17 protein-coding genes are annotated in these 19,639 nt (G+C 53.8%); 14 read left to right on the forward strand and 3 right to left on the reverse strand.

Annotated features, from left to right (window positions below; translation table 11 throughout):
* Positions 1 to 130 precede the first annotated feature (130 nt).
* The 3 genes from NBH09_RS09310 to NBH09_RS09320 are packed head-to-tail and all read right to left on the reverse strand — an operon-like array spanning position 131 to position 3,351.
* Positions 131 to 529 (reverse strand): DUF1667 domain-containing protein, encoded by a 399-nt coding sequence (locus tag NBH09_RS09310; RefSeq protein ID WP_250787784.1) that lies wholly within the window; start codon positions 527 to 529, stop codon positions 131 to 133.
* Positions 530 to 533: 4 nt separating this feature from the next.
* Complete coding sequence (locus tag NBH09_RS09315) at positions 534 to 1,895, reverse strand: NAD(P)/FAD-dependent oxidoreductase (RefSeq protein WP_250787785.1); 1,362 nt, start codon at positions 1,893 to 1,895, stop codon at positions 534 to 536.
* Position 1,896: 1 nt separating this feature from the next.
* Entirely contained in the window at positions 1,897 to 3,351 is a 1,455-nt protein-coding gene (locus tag NBH09_RS09320; protein WP_250787786.1) for an NAD(P)/FAD-dependent oxidoreductase, read from the reverse strand.
* A gap of 806 nt (positions 3,352 to 4,157) precedes the next feature.
* On the opposite strand from NBH09_RS09320, the gene NBH09_RS09325 reads away from it, so the two are divergent.
* From NBH09_RS09325 to NBH09_RS09390, 14 genes are all read left to right on the forward strand, one after another.
* Complete coding sequence (locus NBH09_RS09325; protein ID WP_055251579.1) at positions 4,158 to 4,589, forward strand: double zinc ribbon domain-containing protein; 432 nt, start codon at positions 4,158 to 4,160, stop codon at positions 4,587 to 4,589.
* 240 nt (positions 4,590 to 4,829) lie between these two features.
* On the forward strand, positions 4,830 to 6,593 hold the full coding sequence (gene thrS, locus NBH09_RS09330) for a threonine--tRNA ligase (RefSeq protein ID WP_040358213.1): 1,764 nt from the start codon (positions 4,830 to 4,832) through the stop codon (positions 6,591 to 6,593).
* A gap of 326 nt (positions 6,594 to 6,919) precedes the next feature.
* A complete protein-coding gene (locus NBH09_RS09335; RefSeq protein ID WP_250787787.1) occupies positions 6,920 to 7,513 on the forward strand; it encodes a hypothetical protein in 594 nt (197 codons plus the stop codon).
* A gap of 84 nt (positions 7,514 to 7,597) precedes the next feature.
* A complete protein-coding gene (locus tag NBH09_RS09340; protein ID WP_250787788.1) occupies positions 7,598 to 8,347 on the forward strand; it encodes a sugar transferase in 750 nt (249 codons plus the stop codon).
* Positions 8,348 to 8,815 (forward strand): PssD/Cps14F family polysaccharide biosynthesis glycosyltransferase, encoded by a 468-nt coding sequence (gene pssD, locus NBH09_RS09345; protein WP_350446094.1) that lies wholly within the window; start codon positions 8,348 to 8,350, stop codon positions 8,813 to 8,815.
* A gap of 12 nt (positions 8,816 to 8,827) precedes the next feature.
* Complete coding sequence (locus NBH09_RS09350; RefSeq protein WP_250787790.1) at positions 8,828 to 9,313, forward strand: glycosyltransferase; 486 nt, start codon at positions 8,828 to 8,830, stop codon at positions 9,311 to 9,313.
* A gap of 4 nt (positions 9,314 to 9,317) precedes the next feature.
* Positions 9,318 to 10,448 (forward strand): polysaccharide pyruvyl transferase family protein, encoded by a 1,131-nt coding sequence (locus NBH09_RS09355; RefSeq protein ID WP_250787791.1) that lies wholly within the window; start codon positions 9,318 to 9,320, stop codon positions 10,446 to 10,448.
* On the forward strand, positions 10,433 to 12,193 hold the full coding sequence (menD, locus tag NBH09_RS09360) for a 2-succinyl-5-enolpyruvyl-6-hydroxy-3-cyclohexene-1-carboxylic-acid synthase (RefSeq protein WP_250787792.1): 1,761 nt from the start codon (positions 10,433 to 10,435) through the stop codon (positions 12,191 to 12,193). Before NBH09_RS09355 ends, menD begins: the two co-directional genes overlap by 16 nt.
* A gap of 3 nt (positions 12,194 to 12,196) precedes the next feature.
* Entirely contained in the window at positions 12,197 to 13,063 is an 867-nt protein-coding gene (locus NBH09_RS09365) for an SDR family NAD(P)-dependent oxidoreductase (RefSeq protein ID WP_250787793.1), read from the forward strand.
* Entirely contained in the window at positions 13,056 to 14,189 is a 1,134-nt protein-coding gene (locus tag NBH09_RS09370; protein ID WP_250787794.1) for a glycosyltransferase family 1 protein, read from the forward strand. The genes NBH09_RS09365 and NBH09_RS09370 overlap by 8 nt, the downstream gene beginning before the upstream one ends.
* 112 nt (positions 14,190 to 14,301) lie before the next feature.
* Complete coding sequence (locus NBH09_RS09375) at positions 14,302 to 15,366, forward strand: glycosyltransferase (protein WP_250787795.1); 1,065 nt, start codon at positions 14,302 to 14,304, stop codon at positions 15,364 to 15,366.
* A gap of 11 nt (positions 15,367 to 15,377) precedes the next feature.
* Complete coding sequence (locus NBH09_RS09380; protein ID WP_250787796.1) at positions 15,378 to 16,475, forward strand: glycosyltransferase; 1,098 nt, start codon at positions 15,378 to 15,380, stop codon at positions 16,473 to 16,475.
* Positions 16,468 to 17,904, forward strand: a complete 1,437-nt coding sequence (locus tag NBH09_RS09385; RefSeq protein ID WP_250787797.1) for an oligosaccharide flippase family protein — start codon at positions 16,468 to 16,470, stop codon at positions 17,902 to 17,904. Before NBH09_RS09380 ends, NBH09_RS09385 begins: the two co-directional genes overlap by 8 nt.
* Positions 17,905 to 17,914: 10 nt before the next feature.
* A complete protein-coding gene (locus NBH09_RS09390) occupies positions 17,915 to 19,207 on the forward strand; it encodes an O-antigen ligase family protein (RefSeq protein ID WP_250787798.1) in 1,293 nt (430 codons plus the stop codon).
* Positions 19,208 to 19,639: the final 432 nt, after the last annotated feature.

A 19,639-nucleotide genomic window follows, 5' to 3' on the forward strand; every position in this document is an offset into this window, starting at 1 on the left:
GGCCTAGCGGGCGGCGGGATCAACCGAAGAGGAAACCAAGCGGGGGCGCCAGGCGCCCGGATGCGTCATGCCGAAATGGCGCGAAGCACGCGGTTGACAAAACTATAGAGACACGTCCCAAATGAGCTACTTAGGCAGGGTCGATGTCCATGCTGGCGATGAGATTGATGTTGGTGCCGAGGAGGTTTTCCAGCACGACGTCGCCCATGCTGATGGGGGCATTGACGACCAGGCCGTGAATGAGGTCCATGGTCTGGGCATGGAGTGCCAGCGGGATGGCTTCGGCCGTGCGCACGGGCAGCAGCGCCTCGTCGCCGCCGGATACGGCCACGGTTGTGGTGAGCACGCGCAAGGGGCAGGTGAGCTCCTGATGTGCGAACTTATCACCGCGCGGGCAGCTGTTGCCGGTTACGGAGTGCACCTCTACCACGGCGCCGTCTGCGCTGCGCTCGACCTTTACGGTCAGGAGGCACTCGGATGGGCAGGTGGTGCAGTTGAACTGCAACGTCTCGGTCACATTCGTGCTCATGGTCCTACGCCTCCTCTACGGGATCGACGGATAGGACAATCTCGCTAACACCCAGGTCGAGTGCGCGCTGAATCACTTTTGCCGGCAGCGGGAAGCTTTCCATTACGCTCGGTTTAAACGGGCGGACCTTTCCTGCAAACAGCTCCTTGTCGCCTGCAAGAATGCGCACGCGGGCGGTGTCGACCGGTCGGCGTACACGGAAGTTGAGCTTAGTGAGCCCGACGGTCGTAATGCGGCCTGGCAGTGCGTAGCCTGCGATGCCGGCGGGGGAGACCGTGAGTTCACAGCCCGGGCCCGCAGCGTCCGCATCGGCCCCAGCACCACAGCCCAACGCGTACGCCGCCGCAGCCGCACCGGCGCGTTCGGACTCGGTCGTCACATTGTCTGCCAGGTCGTGCACATGGAGCACGTTGCCGCAGGCAAATATGCCCGGCACGCCCGTCTGCAGACTCTGGTCCACTACGGCGCCGCGCGTACGTGGGTCCAGCTCCACGCCTGCGGCAACCGAAAGCTCATTTTCGGGAATCAGGCCCACCGAAAGCAGTAACGTGTCGCACGGAACAACGCGCTCGGTCCCCGGAATGGGCGCCAGATGCTCGTCGACCTGGCTCACTTCGACGGCTTCAACGCGGTCGTGCCCGATCACGCGCGTGACCGTGGTAGACAGATGCAGCGGAATGCCGAAGTCATCTAGGCAGTTTTTCACATTGCGACGCAAGCCGTTGGCGTACGGCATGAGTTCGTACACGCCCTCGACCGAAATCCCCTCGAGCGTGCAGCGGCGCGCCATGATGAGCCCGATGTCGCCCGAGCCCAAAATGACGGCGCGTGAGCCGGGCTTGAGGTTCTCGATATTGATGTATCGCTGCGCCAGGCCGGCCGTAAACACGCCGGCGAGTCGGCTGCCGGGAATCTTGATCTCGCTGCGGGTGCGCTCGCGACAACCCATGGCAAGGACGACCGCGCGCCCGGTGAGCTGCAACATGCCGGTGGGGCTCATGAGCGTGACGCTGTGGACCGCGGCATCTTCCGTGGACTCGCCTGAATCAATCCCAATCACCATGCTGTCCAGGAACAGCGCAATGTCGGTTGCGTGCACCTGGTCGATAAAGCGCTGCGCGTACTCGGGACCGGTGAGCTCCTGCTTAAAGTGCGACAGCCCAAAGCCGGGGTGAATGCACTGGCGGAGGATTCCGCCCAAGTGTTGCTCGCGCTCCACGATGGCCACGCGCGCGTCGGCCTTATGCGCGGCAAGCGCGGCCGCCATGCCGGCGGGTCCGCCTCCGATGACGACCACGTCGAAGGCCTGCGTAGGTACTGCCTCAACGGCATCGGTATCAATCACGCTCGATTTGAATTCCGCCATCCTAGCGCACCCCCTTCAAAGGTCCCTCAACGAGCCACGAGCCAGTGTCCTCCAGCAGCACCTCGCTAGGGTCACACCCCAGCTCGCGGGCTAGGATCGCCACCACGCGGCTCTGGCAAAAGCCGCTCTGGCACCGACCCATGCCGGCACGGCAGCGGCGCTTGACGCCCTCGACCGAAACCGCGCCCGGGCGGCGTCGGATCGCGGCCACGATCTCGGCCTCGGGCACCGTCTCGCAGCGGCAGACGATCTGCCCCCACGCGGGGTCGGACTCAATGAGCTCTTCCTTGCGCGCAAGCGGTGTACGGTCAAAGTCGTCCGGCGCACGGCGAATCGGATCCCAATCGGCCCGCTCGCGCAAAGCAACGCCCGCCTCGCGTATCACGTACTCCATGCGCTCGGCAATGGCCGGCGCGCTCGCCACGCCTGGCGACTGAATGCCCGCCGCCTGAAACAGCCCTGGCACCACGGCGGACTGCCCAATAAAGAAGTCGTTCGTCCCCTGAATGACCGGACGTCCGCCGGCAAACGCGCGAACCACGCGTCGCGTGTCCAGATCGGGAACCAGCTTGCGCGCGCCCGTCAGCAGCGCGTTCACATCGCTTGCGTAGGTCTGCGTGTCGCCCGGCTCGCGCACGGCAGCGGTCGCAGTGATCACGGTGTTGCCGTGCACGGTGCCCGTGACGATAACGCCCTTGGACACCGGCGTGGGCACGGGGTAGAGCGGCATGAGCGCACGCGGCTCCTTGTCCAGCACCACAATGTTGCCCTGGCGCCAGACCATCTGGAACTCCTCGGCCCCCGCCATATGCGAGATGTCTGCTGCGCCGTTGCCCGCGGCGTTGATCAGATAGCGGCAGCGCACATCGCCGGCAGGTGTGGCCAGCGTAAAGTGCGCATCGTCGCCCGAGCCAGCAACCTCAATCGCCTCCACAGGGGCGGAGCGCATAAATGTCACGCCGTTGGCCACGGCGTTCTCCAGCGCGGCAATGGCCACTTCAAACGGATCGACAAAACCGGTCGAGGGACACCACAGCGCGCACGTCGCCTTGGCACTCGCACGCGGTTCCAGCTCGTGGATGCGCTCGGGGCCGATAATCGACAGCTCGGGCACGCCGTTGGCTAGGCCGTTGCTGCGCAGCTTCTCCAGGTGTGCGCGGTCTTCGTCGTTAAACCCCAGCACCATCGAGCCGGTACGGCGGAACAAAAAGCCTAGCTCCTGGGCCCAGGTGCCATACAGCTCGCAGCCGCGGGCGTTGACCTGCGCCTTTACGGTGCCCGGTGCCGGATCGTAGCCGGCGTGCACCAGGCCGCCGTTGGCCTTCGAAGCCCCCAGCGCGATGTCGTTGGCCGCCTCGACCACGCAAATGGACAGGTCAAACCGCGCGAGTTGCCGTGCGATGGCGCATCCCGTGATGCCCGCGCCCACAATCGCGATATCAAACGTTTCTGCCACGGTGCCTCCCTGACGAGTTGACAGGCTGTCAATAGGACTATCCTACGGTCTGCACACCCCCAGTGCAGCGGCAATGCGGCGAACAGCCCCGCAACACCCGCCAACGGCAGGGGAGGGGAGATTCGGCAACGTCGACAACCTCGTCTGCCACCTTTGGTGTCCGAGATTTGTCTCAATCTGTAACGGTAAACAGAAGAACTGGGTTCCAGATGTTACAGATCGAGACGTTTGCCAGCCGGCCTCTCCGTTTGTCTCGATCTGTAACAGCAAGAGGGGGAAATTGGTCCTATGTGTTACAGATTGAGATTTAAAGTCAGGGAGAGGTTTTCTGTCTCGATCTGTAACATTTCCGGACCGTTTTGAGGTCCAAGATGTTACAGATTTAGATGAACCTATCAGTCGGTTTCGAATGTCTAAATCTGTAACGGTTAGACCTGTTTTTGACGAGTTGTTGTTACGGATTGAGATACTGAGATTGGACATTTCCTTTGTCTTGATCTGTAACAGATAGAAGGGTTTCTGACCCCTAGTTGTTACAGATTGAGATATTTAACGGAGGGCTCACCGTTCATCTCGATCTGTAACAGTAAGAGCTGATTTTGGAGTCAAGATGTTACAGATCGAGATTGAAGTTGGGGAGGGACCCCCGTGTCTCGATCTGTAACATCTAGACCCGGATTCCGCTTCCACCTGTTACAGATTGAGATGTTTGTGTCCGCGCCAGCCCCGTACCCAGCCGTAGTCCCATATAAACAAACCCCGTGGTAAACTTGACCGTACTGTAAATAACCCGAAAGGTACCCGTAATGTCCAAGTACATCTCCGAGCTCATGTCGCCGCAGCTTATGGGCGTCGTCTATGCCTTTGTTGGCTTTATCATCGCCCTGTATGTGCTGTCGGTCGTCTATGTGTTCATCGACGCTCGCCGCCGCGGTGCCAGCGCCTACGTGGCATGGGGCATCATCGCCCTCATCCCGTTTGTAGGCCTCATCGCCTACCTGGTCCTGCGCCCGCACTCCTACGCGTCCGACCGCGAGGAGCAGGAGCTGGACATGGCCCTGCGCGAGCGCCAGCTTGCCCAGTACGGCACCTGCCCGCAGTGCGGTGCGCCCATCGAGAAGGACTTCGTCGTCTGCCCGGTGTGCGACACCCAGGTTCGCAACGTGTGTCCCAGCTGCCATCGCCCGCTCGATGCGCACTGGAAGGTCTGCCCCTACTGCCGAACTCGCATCCAGTAACGCATCCATCGCCGGGCCGGCCGCAAGCCACGGGCACCGCGCATCTCGCGCACGCCGCAAGCCACGCGCACCCTGCGCCCCGCCCACACGATGAAGCATGCGTAGAAAATCGCCCGCCGTGCCATTAAGGTGCGGCGGGCGCTTGTATACCAAGGCAACCTGCCTATAATGATGCAAGTCAAAAACGCCGAGCGCATCGCTCGCACTTGCATCAGGCATCCGAGAGGAGAAAACATACCCATGAAGGCACTCTACAATGACGGTTCGGTGGCCGAGCTCCCGCAGGACGAGGTCACGCACGTCATCCGCCACTCCGCCGCGCACATCATGGCGCAGGCCATCAAGCGCCTGTACCCCCAGGCCGATTTTGCCTACGGCCCCGCGACCGACAACGGCTTCTACTACGACGTCGACCTGCCCGAGGGCGTCAAGATCAGCGAGGACGACTTCCCCGCGATCGAGGCCGAGATGAAAAAGATCGTCAAGGAGAACCTCAAGTTTTCCGTGTACGAGAAGCCCCGCGCCGAGGCCATCGCCCTTATGGAGGAGCGCGGCGAGAAGTACAAAGTCGAGCACATCGGCGACCTGGACGACGACGCCCGCATCACCTTCTACCAGCAGGGCGACTACATCGACATGTGCGTCGGCCCCCACATCTGCTACACCAAGGCCCTCAAGGCCTTTAAGCTCACCGGCGTCTCGGGCGCCTACTGGAAGGGCGACAAGGACAACAAGATGCTCACCCGCATCAACGGCGTCGCCTTTGCCACCAAGGAAGAGCTCGACGAGCACATGCACATGCTGGAAGAGGCCAAGAAGCGCGACCACCGCAAGATCGGCCGCGAGATGGACCTCTTTATGATGCGCGACGAGGCCCCCGGCTTCCCGTTCTTCCTGCCCAACGGCATGATCCTTAAGAACACGCTGCTGGACTACTGGCGCGAGATCCACCACAAGGCCGGCTACGTGGAGATCTCCACGCCGCTCATCATGAACAAGCAGCTGTGGAAGACCTCGGGTCACTGGGATCACTACAAGGACAACATGTACTCCACCGTCATCGACGACGAAGAGTACTGCATTAAGCCCATGAACTGCCCCGGCGGCGTGCTGGTGTACGCCTCCAAGCCGCACTCTTACCGCGAGCTGCCCATTCGTGCCGGCGAGATTGGCCTGGTGCACCGCCACGAGCTGCGCGGCGCCCTGCACGGCCTGTTCCGCGTGCGCTGCTTTAACCAGGACGACGCCCACCTGTTTGTGCGTCCCGACCAGCTGACTGACGAGATCGTGGGCGTGGTCAACCTGATCGACTCCGTGTACCAGAAGTTTGGCTTTAAGTACCACGTTGAGCTTTCCACCCGCCCCGAGGATTCCATGGGTTCCGACGAGGACTGGGCTCGCGCCGAGGAGGGTCTGCGCACCGCTCTGGAGCAGCTACACATGGACTACGAGGTCAACGAGGGCGACGGCGCCTTCTACGGCCCCAAGATCGACTTCCACCTGGAGGACTCGCTCGGTCGTACCTGGCAGTGCGGTACCGTGCAGCTCGACTTCCAGATGCCGCTCAACTTTGACCTGGAGTACGTGGACGCCGACGGCACCAAGAAGCGCCCCATCATGCTGCACCGCGTGTGCTTTGGCTCCATCGAGCGCTTCATCGGTATTCTGATCGAGCACTTTGCGGGCAAGTTCCCCACCTGGCTGGCTCCCGTACAGGTCAAGGCGCTTCCCGTCTCTGAGAAGAGCCGCGACTACGCCCACGAGGTGTGCGCCAAGCTGGAGGAGGCCGGCATCCGCGTGGTCTGCGACGACCGCGACGAGAAGATCGGTTACAAGATCCGTGAGGCCCGCAGCATCGACCGTGTGCCCTACATGCTCATTCTGGGCGAGAAGGAGGTCGAGGCCGGCAACATCTCCGTCCGCGATCGCTCCAACGAGACCGTTCAGATGAGCGTTGACGAGTTTGTTGCGAAGGTGCTCGAGGAGATCAAGACCCGCGCCTAAGGCAAGCTTCACAACAATTAACAAAGGCGACCGTCCACAAAGGGCGGTCGCCTTTTTTCATGCCGAAATAAGAAAAGCCGCTGGTTGAGCGGCTTTTTTTGTTGCACAAAAAGGTACAGGTTTTTGTAGAGGGGTATGGAGATGCACCTACTGGCAGTACATTTTGCGTAATCTGGACAAACGCGGATTAATTGTTCGTATAATGTTGTCTGTCGAAAGATACAAAAACCTGTACTTTTGCGACTGCGCCTAGCTGCGAGCGAGAAGCCTGTTCTAAACGCCCCTGCATTTGCGTGCATCGCAAAGCCAAAAGAGGGGGCGAGAACATGGAACAGACGGCACGGCGCCAAGAGCAGCTGCCGGGCGCATTTAACGGCGCCACCACCAGCAGCCAGCACGGCCGCGTCCGCTGGTATCTGGTCCACACCCCCCCCCATGGAAAAGAGCGCGAGACCTGTGAAAAGGTCCGCCGCATTATCCCGTACAACCTTATGCAGGACGCTTTTGTGATGCAAAAGGAGTTCTGGTTTAAGCGGGACGGCGCCTGGTCGCTCCAAACCAAACCTATGTACAAGGAATATTTCTTCGTCGCCACGCACGATGCCGCCGCGCTCGATAGGGCTTTGGCCCAGTTGAGCTTTGGTTGCCGTATCGTCGGCAGTAGGGAGCGGGCGTACATGCCCATGCCGGACGATGCACAGGATTGGTATCGCAGCGTGCTGGACGACGACGGTGTTGTGCGCAACAGCGTAGCGCGCATAGAAGACGGCGTGTTGCACATAGAGCAGGGTCCCTTGGTGGGGCAAGAGGCCCGCGTGCACAAGATCGACCGTCGCAAACGCTGGTGTTTGGTGGACGTAGGTGAAGGCGATTCCAGTTTTAGGGAAGTGCTTCCGCTCGACGTTCCCAGCAAAACGTAAGGGAGACGTTGCACCAGCTATTCGTTCGCATTTTTGAATTTACCGATTGGGGGATCCCTGGGGAACGGGGACGTAAGTTTGACTATGGCTGCTAAAGTAGTAACAGAGAGCAATGTGCCCGTGGGGGCGGCGCTGATTGCACAGGCCATGGGCCGACGCGAGGGCGCCGGCCGCTACAAGGCCATGCAATCCATCATGGATTGGGACCGTTCACGCCTGGCCTACCGTGCCGTCAAGCGCGCGTTCGACATCGTGTTTAGCGGTGTCGTGCTCGTCTTCATCGCGATCCCCAGCCTGGTGCTCGCGGTACTCATTCGCCTGGAGAGCGAGGGCAGCCCGTTCTATAGCCAGATCCGCGTGGGCCGCACCCGTCCTGACGGTAGCTTAACCACCTTTCGTATGTGGAAGTTTCGCTCCATGTACAAGGATGCCGACGAACGCCTTGCCGAGCTCAAGGAGCAGAACGAGATCGCAGGTGCCATGTTCAAGATGAAGAACGATCCGCGCGTCACCAAGATCGGGAAGTTCATCCGCAAGCATTCCATCGACGAGTTCCCGCAGTTCCTGAATGTGTTCCTGGGTCAGATGTCCGTGGTTGGCCCCAGGCCGCCGCTGCCGAATGAGGTTGCGGAGTATACGGAGTACGACCTGCAACGCTTGGCAGTGAAGCCCGGCATCACCGGCTGGTGGCAGGTGACGGACCGCAACGACACCGACTTCGACGGCATGGTCCGACGTGATCTCGCGTACATCGCCAAACGCGGCCCCATCACGGACCTGAAGATTGTTCTCCTCACGGTCATTGAGGTCTTTACCGGTGGAGGTGCTTGCTAAGTGGACTTGGCAAAAGCGAAGATATGTATTCCTAGCTCAAGTGGCGGACATCTCACACACATGTGGCTGCTTAAACCAATTTGGGAAAAAGCCGCTAGTCGATTTTGGGTTACCTTTGACAAAGAAGATGCTAATTCTCTTTTGAAGGGCGAGCGCGTCTACCATTGCCACTACCCGACGAACCGCAACATCCCGAACCTGTTTAAGAACACGATTCTCGCCTGGAAGGTGCTCCGCAAGGAGCGTCCCGACCTAATCATCAGCTCCGGTGCCGCGGTTGCGGTGCCGTTCTTCCTGATCGGAAAGATGCTCGGGTCAAAATGCGTCTACGTGGAGGTCTTCGACCGCGTGGACAAGCCCACGATGACCGGTCGCATGCTCAACGGCGTGGCCGACCTATTCGTGGTGCAGTGGCCAGAGCAGCTCGATGTCTACAAGAGCGCCGTTGACCTCGGCTCTATCTTCTAGGGAGGGACGCACATGGTATTCGTGACCGTAGGCACCCACGAGCAGCAGTTCGATCGCCTGGTCAAGGCGGTCGACGATCTCAAGGCGGACGGGACGCTCGATGAGCCCGTCTATATCCAGACGGGTTACTCGACGTACGAGCCCGTCCACTGCGACCACTCGCAGTTCGTGCCGTTCCGACAGATGAAGAGCTACATGGAGGGTGCCGATGTGGTGATCACGCACGGCGGCCCCTCAAGCTTCATCGAGGCCATGGCTGCAGGCAAGGTACCCGTCGTTGTGCCCCGCAGGGGCGACCTTGACGAGCATGTGAACAACCATCAGGCCGACTTCGTGCGCATCGTCGCGGAGCGCCAAGGCGGGATCGTGCCTGTCTACGACGTGATGGACCTTTCCGCCGCCATCGAGCGCGCCCGCGAGCTCTCGCGTGGCGTTACTTTTAAGAGCCACAACGCCGAGTTCTGCCGAGAGCTCGAGAGACTGATAGAAGGAATTTAACCGCATGACTAAACCCCGCGCTGGCATACTGAGTATGCAGAGGATCTACAACTACGGGTCCTTCCTGCAGGCTTTCGGCCTGAAGTCCATCCTGGAGTCCCTTGGCTGCGATGTGCAGTTCGTTGACTACGAGCCTGGCAAGTGCCTGGTCACGTCCCCGTCATCGAAGAAGGGCGTCGCCCGCAAGGCGGAGAAGGCCCTCGAGGTATTCCGCTACGACGCCCCGCTCAGGGACAAGCTCGCCTTCATCCGCTACAAACGCAGCTACGCCCAGCGCTTCTACCCGATGCTCGGTGTCACTGAGGAGCCCAACCTTGACCCCGACATCGACCTCCTGGTCATTGGCAGCGACGAGGTGTTCAACTGCGTGCAGGATAACGCTAATGTCGGCTTTACGCCCGCGCTTTTCGGCACCGGGTCGCGTGCTGGACGCAAGGTGACATACGCCGCTTCCTTCGGCAACACCACGCTCGACAAGCTTGACCGTTACGGCAAGCGCGAAGAGGTTGCGGGCTACCTCAAGCGTCTCGATGCAGTCTCGGCTCGCGATGCCAACACGGGTGCCATTGTTGAGTTACTTACGGGGGAAGCGCCGACCTTCAACTTGGACCCGGTGCTCGCCTACGACTATTTTGGCGAGTGCGGGCTGATTCCCGCCGAGGTCGACGAGGACCGCTACATGATCGCATACGGATACTCGGGCCGCCTCACGGCCGAGGAGTGCGCCGCCGTGCGCGCCTACGCCGATCAGCGCGGCCTCAAGGTGCTTAACATCGGTGGGGTTCAGGGCGTCTGCGATCGCTTCGTGGATTGCACGCCCTTTGAGGTGCTTTCCTACTTCAAGCATGCTGAGGCCGTGGTGACAGACACCTTCCACGGCACCATCTTCTCGACCATCTCCCATACGCCCTTCGCCTCCTTCGTGAGGAGCTCGGGCTACGGTAACTCCGAGAAGCTCACTGATCTGTTGAGCCGGCTGGGCCTGACTTCCCGTGCTGCAACTGGGGCGGGAGAGCTCGCCGCCACCCTTGACGCGCCCGTAGACTGGGCCGCCACTGACGCCGTCGTTCGCACGGGCCGCGAGGCTGCGCGCGCCTATCTTAAGAAGGAGGTCTCCGTATGTATACGGAGCTAAAGTCCTACCAGATCATCATCGCCCTGCTCAAGGAGTATGGTATCCGCCATCTAGTGCTCTCTGCCGGCAGCCGTAACGTCCCTTTCGTGCACTCCGTCGAGGAGGATCCGTATTTCACCTGCTATTCCGTCGTCGATGAACGCAGTGCCGGCTACTTTGCGCTGGGACTTTCTCAGGAGCTCGGCGAGCCTGTCGTGATCTCATGCACCTCCTCCACGGCGACCTGCAACTACTGGCCGCCCGTCGCGGAGGCCTTCTACCAAGACGTGCCCCTCGTCGTGCTCACGTCCGACCGCAACCCCGCGATGCTCGGGCAGTGGGAGGACCAGATGATCGACCAGGTGGGCATGTACGACCGTCACGTGCGTAAGTCAGTCAACCTGCCTATTATCAACGACGTCGACGACGCACACTTCTGCGAGCGCCTTGTAAACGAGGCCCTGCTCGAACTCGACCACCACGGCTCGGGCCCCGTCCACATCAACGTGCCGATGAAGGCGTACAACAACTCGTTCAACGTCAAGGAGCTCCCCAAGGTCACTAGGATTCGCAGGGTCGAAACCGACCAGGTCGATGAGTGGGCTGCGTGCGCGGATCGGCTCTCCCGCGCCAAGCGCGTGCTCGTGGTCGCCGGCCAGCAGTCCTCCTGCCCCGCTGAGCTCGCGTGCGCTCTTGAGAGCTTCTCAACTAGCTACGAGGTGGCCATTGCGGCCGAGTACATGGCGAACATCCCTCGCGAGCACGCCTTCAACCCGACGCTATGCATGGAGTACCGCTACATCACGCCCAAGAAGTTCTCGGAGTTCGTGCCCGACGTCGTCATCTCCTTCGGCGGGAACATGACTGCCGGCCTTAAGGACATGCTGCGCAAGTTCGCAGGTTCGTACGAGCACTGGTCGATTCGTGAGGACGGCTCGGTTTGCGACATGTTTAGGAGCTTGACGAGAGTGTTTGAGTGTACCCCCGCCGAGTTCTTCATGCGCATGGCCAGTGCATCAACTTGTACGCCCGACGGTGACTACCTCGCTTCGCTCAAGGATTACGAGGCGTCCGCAAGGGTTCCGGAGCTTCCCTACTCGAATATGGCCGCCATTCGCAAAGTTGTCGAGCGGGTGCCGGAGGGATCCATCCTGCACCTCGCGATCAACAACGCCATTCGCCTGACGAACTTCTTTAAGCTCCAGCCTGGCGTCAAGGTCTACGCGAACATCGGAACTCACGGCATCGACGGCTGTCTCTCGTCTCTTCTTGGCCAAGCCGCGGCCAGTGGCAAACCCAGCTATCTCGTGATCGGCGACCTCGCTTTCTTCTATGATATGAATGCGATTCGTATCCGCCACGTTACCGACAAGGTCCGCATCCTCCTGCTCAACAACGAGGGCGGGGAGGAGTTTTACTTCAATAAGATGTGGAAGGACGAGGCCTCGGACCTTCACACCTGTGCTCGCCACCACACCAAGGCTGAGGGTTGGGTGCGCGAGTGCGGATTCCGCTACCTGAGCGCGCATAATCCCGAAGAGCTCGACGCGGCCATCGAGAAGTTTTTCGATAACAGCTCGGAGGGACCCGTCCTGCTCGAGGTTTTTTCCGAGATGAGCGCGGACTCCAAGCTCGTCTACGACGTCTTCGATATGACCCGTCCCCGCGACGCGCAGTCGGAGGCGATCCGCAAGTCCAAGGAACTCATCAAGGCGACCATCGGGCAGGAGAAGGCCCAGAAGATCGCCGGAATCTTCAAGAGGTAATGCATGGGATTCAAAAGAGTCATTCGCAAGGCCGCTAAGCTTGTCCTCGCATCGTCGCCTGAGAAATTCGTGAACGTCGAGGTCGCCCAAGTGAGTGTCGGCAGCCTGCTCAAGGATAAGACGATTGTCGTCACCGGCGGAGGGCGCGGAATCGGGCTGGCCATGGCAGAGAAGTTTGTTTCCGAGGGCGCCAAGGTCGTAATCTCCGGTCGCAAGGAGGCTACTCTCAAGTCTGCTTGCGAGAAACTTGGTGTCGCCGCGTCTTACGTGGTGGCAGATGTCTCCGAGGTGGAGCGCGCGAGCGAGTTTCTGGACGCGTGCGAGGCCAAGTTCGGCGGCCGCATCGACTGCTTAGTGAGCAATGCCGGTGTGAGCCTCCATGAGAACCGTTTCGACAACGTAACCATCGAGGGTTTCGATAAGCAATTCGGCATTAACATGCGCGGTGCGTATTTCCTATGCCGCGAGTTCCTTTGTCGTAAGGCGCGTGAGAAGGAGCCCTCGGGTGAGCTGCTTGTGATTACGAGCGAGACGGGTGAACAGGCATACGACATCCCATATGGCATGACCAAAGCCGCCATGGACAGTTTCGTACGCGCTGCTTCCAGACGGATGTATTCGCTTGGCGTTCGCGTCAATGCTGTTGCTCCCGGTGTCACGCTCTCAGACATGACACGTGATTATGCGGAGGCATCCGATGGGAATATGTACCGCGAATGCGCCTCTAGCCGCATCTTCAGGCCCGAGGAGGTCGCGGAGGTGGCGTGTTTTCTATTAAGTGATGCCTCTAAGTGTATTTCGGGAGAAATTATTCATACAAACGGCGGTAATCACATTAAAGCATTCTGGGATTTGAGTTGTGATGGCTAAATATTCAAACATTTCAGGTTGTGAGAAAGAGCCTGTTCGTGTGTTGCATGTTCTTCAGAGAATGGAGGCTGGTGGAACACAGGCGCTTTTAATGAATTTGTATAGAAATATTGATAGATCAAAATTACAATTTGATTTTCTTGTGGAATATACTGAGAAGCAGTTTTATGACGATGAGATAGAATCGCTTGGTGGTCGAATTTATCGTTCATCTATTCGTGAAGATTTTAATCTGCCTCGATTTAACAGATTTCTTAAAACTTTTTTCGAGGAACATGACGAATACGATATTGTCCACTGCCATACATATTCAATCGGATATTTCGTTTTAAAAGCTGCAGATAATGCCGGTGTTTCTATTAGAATCGCTCATTCGCATAATAATAGAATGGGCGGCCATGGTTTATTTCTGAAAGCAATCATGCGTTCTTTATTTTCTATACATGCAAATCAGTTCATGGCATGTTCTGACGAGGCTGGAAGATTCTTGTTTGGCAATCGTGATTTTACCGTTGTTAAGAACGCCATTGATGTTGATAAATTTGCTTTTGATAAGTCAATTCGTGCTGATGTTCGTCGTGATCTTGGTTTAGACAGTGCATTTGTTGTCGGTAATGTTGGCAGACTGCATCAGCAGAAGAATCAGACTTTTTTACTAGATATTTTTAATGAGGTATTAGATATCTCCCCTAATTCAAAACTTCTTCTAGTCGGTAATGGGCCCTTGCGTGAGAGCATCCTGTCAAAAGCCGATAATCTTGGCATATCAGATCGAATTGTTTTATTGAGTAATCGATCCGATATGGATCGTTTGTATCAAGCAATGGATGTGTTCGTCCTGCCTTCTCTATTTGAAGGTCTTGGGATTGTTGCTATTGAGGCACAAAGCTCCGGTTTGCCGACGATTTGCTCTAATGGAGTTGCAGAGGATGCTAATGTATCCGCTTTGTTCAGTAGAATGTCGCTTAGTGATTCTCCAAAGGCATGGGCAAATTTGATTGTGCGGATGGATGGAATTCGTGATTCCCTCGCTGGCGCAAATGGTGTAATTGCTCATGGCTTTGACATTAAAGATAATGCAGAGAACATGCAGGCGTGGTATCTGAGTAAAGCCCGTAATGCATAAAATCAGAATTACTTCAACGTTGGTTTGGTTTGTTTTTCTATAGTAGCGCTCTATTGAGAATAGGGCTGCCTGTGGTGAACGTTATTGATTTGCTTTGATGAGTTTGGTTGCCATGAATAAGATTTTAGTTGTAGGCCTTTTTAACCATATGGCTGGAACTGAGAAGGTAGTCGTAAATTACCTTTCAATGTTTGATGAGAAGATTGCCTTCGATGTTCTTGCCTATGGATCTCATATGCATTATTTTGATGACATATTTAAAAAAAGGAATATAAACGAAATTATTATTCCTCGAAAAAGGGATGACTATTTTGGTTATCTTAAAGCATTGGATAGTGTGATTAAACTAGGTCATTATTCGACTGTTTGGCTGAATGCGGGTAATCTCACAAATATTGACTCTCTGAGAATTGCAAAAAAATACAAGGTACCACAGAGAATTTTTCACGCACATAACTCAACTTATGTTGGTGATTGGCACGATCAATTGCTAAGTCGCATACACAGCGTTCGCTTGTCTTCTTTTGCAACTGACTACTGGGCTTGTTCAAAAGCGGCAGGAAACTTCTTTTTTTCAGGAGCCAGTTTTATTGAAATTAATAATGCGATAGACGTGTCTGAATTTTGTTTTTCTATAAAGTCGCGACGGATTGCAAGAGAAGAGCTCTGTGTTTCAGATAATTGTCATCTCATCGGCACAATTGGTCGCTGTGCCGATGAAAAGAATCATTCCTGGCTCTTAGATTTCTTTGCTTCTTATATTAAAGATTTTCCAAATTCAAAACTCTTGATTATTGGCGACGGAGCTTTATACGAGGATGAAACTTCTCAAATAGAGGAGCTTGGTATTGCGCATAGTGTTATTCGTATTCGAAAGACAAATGACGTTGCTAAATATTTGAGTTCTTTGGATTGTTTTTTATTGCCGTCTAAATTTGAGGGTCTTCCGCTGGTTCTTGTCGAAGCTCAATTCAATGGTTTACCCTGTATCGTCTCAGATTGTGTTTCTAGAGAATGCTCCATTTCTAATGACTGTCATTTTCTTTCGCTTGATGATATGTCTGATTGGGCCTTTCTTTGTTCAACTCTATGTCGGGAAGATCATTGCCTTATTTCCGGCGAGCGATTTGATATTTCGGAAGCTGCACCCAAGGTTCAAAGCCTATTCATTAAATAGATTGGATATTCATGACTGTTTGGATTGCTGGAGACGCTGACGCTTCTGGACACAAAAGGCATGCGGGGTCTAAAGCTAGACGTGATATAGAAACTATTGTCATTGGATTAGGTGCAGAATTAATACCGTTGAAAGTTTTCAGTCAAGAGGAGACTGTGTCTTCATTTGAACGGATACGACAGGTTCTGTCGAATATACGTGAACTTAGGGATAAGTTTTCGCGCCTTTGTTATGGAGATAATTTAATTCTTCAGTATCCATTTACAGGAAGAGGAGCTCCATTCTACCTAAAGAACTATATTCGTTCACTCGAAAAACGTGGAGTCAGAGTTTCAATTTTAATTCATGATTTGGACTCTCTTCGGTTCTGTTCCGGGCATAATTCTGTTGAACGCAAGCTCGTGCTGCAGGATAAACATCAACTCATTTCTGCCTCTTCTGTAATTTGTCATAATGCAACAATGGAAGATTATCTTGTCAATAGGTTAGGTGTTGCTAGAGCGAATATTACTTCATTGGGCCTGTTTGACTATCTAACTCCTTATAATCCTGCCGAATTAAATCATGCTGTATATAAAGATCGTGTTGTCGTGGCTGGCAATCTTAGTTCTGATAAAGCTGGATATCTGTATTCTGATGAGTTGCCTCTCCCGCTTAGACTGTATGGTGTCAATTATTCAAATGAGGTTGAGCGTAATATCGAATATATGGGTTCATTTGAGCCTGAGATTCTCCCTTCGATTATCAAAGGGTCCTTTGGGCTTGTTTGGGATGGACCTTCTTGTGATACTTGTACAGGTGGCTATGGCCATTATCAAAGATTTAATAATCCTCACAAATTATCTTTGTATCTTACGGCCGGTCTTCCTGTGATCGTTTGGTCTGGCGCTGCGACTGCTTCCTTCGTCAAGGAAAATAATGTAGGCATTGCTGTTGATTCTCTTCAGGATGTTAAAGCTTTATTTGATTGTATGGATCGATCTGAATACATGAGAATGGTGCAAAATGCTCAATGGTTTTCAAAAAGACTAAGAGCTGGATTCTATACGAAAGACGCACTGCGGCGTGCCGGTGTTTGCTCTTATGGTTTTGGGGGTGTCTATGAGTAAATCTGTTAAAAGAAACTTTATCTGGAACTCAGCATATCAGCTTCTCTTGATACTCACACCGATTCTTACAACACCATATCTTTCACGAGTGCTTGGCCCTGAAAAGGTAGGCCTGTATTCATACACCTATTCAGTTTCCTCATACTTTACTATGTTCGGGATTCTTGGTATGGCGCAGCACGGCGTTAGGGCTATCGCTCAAACCGGAGGCGATAGAACCAAGCGGTCTCATGTATTTTGGAGCGCTTGGTTTTCTCAGCTATGTGTGGCAGGTCCCGTTTCAATAATATATGTTGTGTACGTAGCTTTTGGTTCAGTTGGGGGGCCTGTACTAGGTATAGTTTGGGCACTTCAAGTATTTTCATCATTAATTGATGTTTCGTGGCTTTATTTTGGAATTGAAGAATTTAGGCTTCCTACCATGCGAAGCTTCATTACGAAGCTAATTGGCGTGCTTGCTATTTTTTTATTTGTCCGTGGGCCACAAGATCTTTGGATTTATTGTCTCTCCATTTCGGGCGCAACCTTTCTCAACGCATTGCTTTTGCTACCTTTTCTTAATCGGTATGTCGATTTTGTTTTGCCTACGTGGCGAGAGGTCAGGGTACATTTTCTGCCTAATCTGAGACTATTTGCACCTGTTGTCGCTATTTCTTTATATACTTCACTTGACAAAATCATGCTAGGGCAGATTTCTGGAATGAGACAGGCTGGATTTTACGAATATTCAGAAAAATTATCAAAAATGCCGATGGCGCTTATTACAGCAATGGGGACGGTGATGCTGCCTCATATGACTGCAAAGCTCTCTAAAGGAAATGATGGCAATGCTATTATTTTGCTGGGGAATAGTCTTTTATGCATGGAAATTGCGGCAATGTGTATGGCATTCGGCATCGCGGCTATTTCTCCGGAATTTTCTGTTGTTTTCTTAGGGCCAGGATATGAACAGTGCATGTACATCATGCCTATTATATCTATCGTAATTCCTATAATATCGGCATCGAATGTAATTGGTGTTCAATATATGCTTCCGAAGTGCATGGATGCCTGTTATACATTGTCGGTTTGTGCTGGTGCTGGAATAAACGTATTGCTCAATTTGGTTCTACTTCCATTTGCTGGTGCTATTGGCGCAGCGGTTGCCACTGTTGCTGCCGAGATTGCAGTTCTTTCAGTTCAATGTTTCGCCGTGAGGCGAGATCTGCCACTTCAGGCATTTTTTAATCGGGTGTTTCCGTTTATTTGTATTGGAACCGTTATGTATTGTTGCGTACGATTTGTTGCTATGAGTCTTGATGGAATTTTTGGGGTTTGCTGGCTGCTTCTTGCGATCGAAGTTCTTTCTGGATTTGCTGTCTATGCATTGTTGTGTGCAATTCTTTTCGTTTTTCATAAACGTTTCAATAAAAGTTTTGATTTAAAGTGAAGAGATTGAAATGCCGTTGTTTTCCATAAAAATTAATAATTCCGACGGATCGTTGGATTTTCTGAGCCGAGATTTTATTTTCAATCTTGTCTTGCCATATTTGATCGGATTTCTTCTTGTACTTACGACCAACACTCTACCCGGTATGAGTTTAAGAATGGATTCTGTTTTACTATTAGCGGTTGTATTTGTATGCCTGATTGTTACCGCATATGCATGGATACTCATACCTATTGACTTAAATGCCTTGGGCCGATGGATTTGTTGGGCTTTGTTGCTCTTGACAACGTATTGTCTTGTCGCGATTGGTTCGCATAGCAACAGCATCAGAGGCTTTGCATCGATTTTGATTTTTGTAATTATGCCACTAGTGTTTATCGTCGTACGTAAGGCGGGAGCTCAAGATCGCTATATAAGTGCTTTCGTTGATATAATGTCTATCATTGCTGTTATTTCAATTGCAGTTTGGATATTAGGCCCTGTCTTTCATTTAATAGAGCCGAATTGCACAATCATCTCCGCATGGAGCGGCAATGGTCGAATACGAAATGTGGTTGGTTATTTCAATTTAAGCTATAACACACAGTGGCAGAACTTGCCTACTGGAGCTGGAGTGTACCGCAATACTAGTATTTTTGCTGAAGCCCCTATGTATAGCTATGCATTATGTTGCGCCTTGATCGCGGAAATATATTTCCGCGATCAAGTGTTGCGTTTTAATCGTTGTATTGTTCTTACAATCGCCATTCTCACAACGTTCTCCTCGACTGGAATCATTTTTCTTCTGGGGATTGGATTGTCTTTAGCTCTTGGTAGGGTTCATTCTGCTGAAAAGAATGTTAGGATTTTTCTATCACTACTTTTAGTTATCTTGTTTATATTCTTCTCAATATTGGCTTTGATTGTGCTTGATAATAAACTTCAGTCCAGTTCTGGCAGCACTCGACTTGATGATTTTGTTGCAGGCTATAGAGCGTGGTCTCATAGCCCTATATTCGGATATGGTTTTGATAATGCTGATGTTGTTAAGAAATACATGAGTGCTTTTAGAGCCGATAACCTGGGTTTCTCTAGCGGATTATTCCAAATTCTTGTTTTAGGCGGTCTTGTTTTGCTAATGCCCTATGTTATTTCGTTTTATGGGCTATTTAGGACTGCGATTTCAAGATCATGGATTGTTGTCTTATTGTTGATGTTTTTGATGGTAATCACAGTAGTGCCCTTTTTGCCTCTTTCGTTTTTCATGCTTTCATTCGGTGTTTCCTATTTGTTGGATCGTGTTGAATACGCGGTTGATTTATGAATTCAGACGAACACATTGAGCTACTAACTCGTTTCCGCAGTTAGCCGTACGCCCCCGAGGCCCCATCTGGGACCCGGGGGCGGCATTTTCCCAGTTGAAGGAATGGTGGAGATGTGTTTCGATAGGTCCGGTGGCCATGCTCCGCCCGCCGCCCTCACCTCTTCCTAGGCTCAGCCGGACGGTCGGTCCGTCTATTCCGTTTTTCTTCTAGGCTAGGCCAGCGGGGTGTCACCCCTCTCTGCTCGCGCCCTCTCGATGAGCCCCGGCTGATCGCGTCGGAAATGTTGGTGTAAGGGTGGACCTCGAACTTGTTGATGTTCACTAAGAAGTGGTCCGAGTGATCACTGGGAAATAAGCACCGTGAGCACGAAAAATTGAGCAGTTTAAGCAAGAGGGCCGCGCCCCGGGGACCGGGGGCGCGGCCCTCGCCGT

The organism is Collinsella sp. BG-O-102 (genome assembly GCF_023656745.1).
In the GTDB taxonomy this organism is placed as follows: Bacteria; Actinomycetota; Coriobacteriia; order Coriobacteriales; family Coriobacteriaceae; genus Collinsella.

Bases quoted from the DNA above. Each gene is read 5' to 3' on its own strand.
- NBH09_RS09310 (WP_250787784.1), bottom strand. From the start codon at position 529: ATGAGCACGAATGTGACCGAGACGTTGCAGTTCAACTGCACCACCTGC.
- NBH09_RS09335 (WP_250787787.1), top strand. From the start codon at position 6,920: ATGGAACAGACGGCACGGCGCCAAGAGCAGCTGCCGGGCGCATTTAAC.
- NBH09_RS09355 (WP_250787791.1), top strand. From the start codon at position 9,318: ATGACTAAACCCCGCGCTGGCATACTGAGTATGCAGAGGATCTACAAC.
- NBH09_RS09380 (WP_250787796.1), top strand. From the start codon at position 15,378: ATGACTGTTTGGATTGCTGGAGACGCTGACGCTTCTGGACACAAAAGG.
- NBH09_RS09370 (WP_250787794.1), top strand. From the start codon at position 13,056: ATGGCTAAATATTCAAACATTTCAGGTTGTGAGAAAGAGCCTGTTCGT.
- NBH09_RS09365 (WP_250787793.1), top strand. From the start codon at position 12,197: ATGGGATTCAAAAGAGTCATTCGCAAGGCCGCTAAGCTTGTCCTCGCA.
- NBH09_RS09385 (WP_250787797.1), top strand. From the start codon at position 16,468: ATGAGTAAATCTGTTAAAAGAAACTTTATCTGGAACTCAGCATATCAG.
- NBH09_RS09375 (WP_250787795.1), top strand. From the start codon at position 14,302: ATGAATAAGATTTTAGTTGTAGGCCTTTTTAACCATATGGCTGGAACT.
- NBH09_RS09340 (WP_250787788.1), top strand. From the start codon at position 7,598: ATGGCTGCTAAAGTAGTAACAGAGAGCAATGTGCCCGTGGGGGCGGCG.
- NBH09_RS09390 (WP_250787798.1), top strand. From the start codon at position 17,915: ATGCCGTTGTTTTCCATAAAAATTAATAATTCCGACGGATCGTTGGAT.
- thrS (WP_040358213.1), top strand. From the start codon at position 4,830: ATGAAGGCACTCTACAATGACGGTTCGGTGGCCGAGCTCCCGCAGGAC.
- NBH09_RS09350 (WP_250787790.1), top strand. From the start codon at position 8,828: ATGGTATTCGTGACCGTAGGCACCCACGAGCAGCAGTTCGATCGCCTG.
- NBH09_RS09325 (WP_055251579.1), top strand. From the start codon at position 4,158: ATGTCCAAGTACATCTCCGAGCTCATGTCGCCGCAGCTTATGGGCGTC.
- menD (WP_250787792.1), top strand. From the start codon at position 10,433: ATGTATACGGAGCTAAAGTCCTACCAGATCATCATCGCCCTGCTCAAG.
- NBH09_RS09315 (WP_250787785.1), bottom strand. From the start codon at position 1,895: ATGGCGGAATTCAAATCGAGCGTGATTGATACCGATGCCGTTGAGGCA.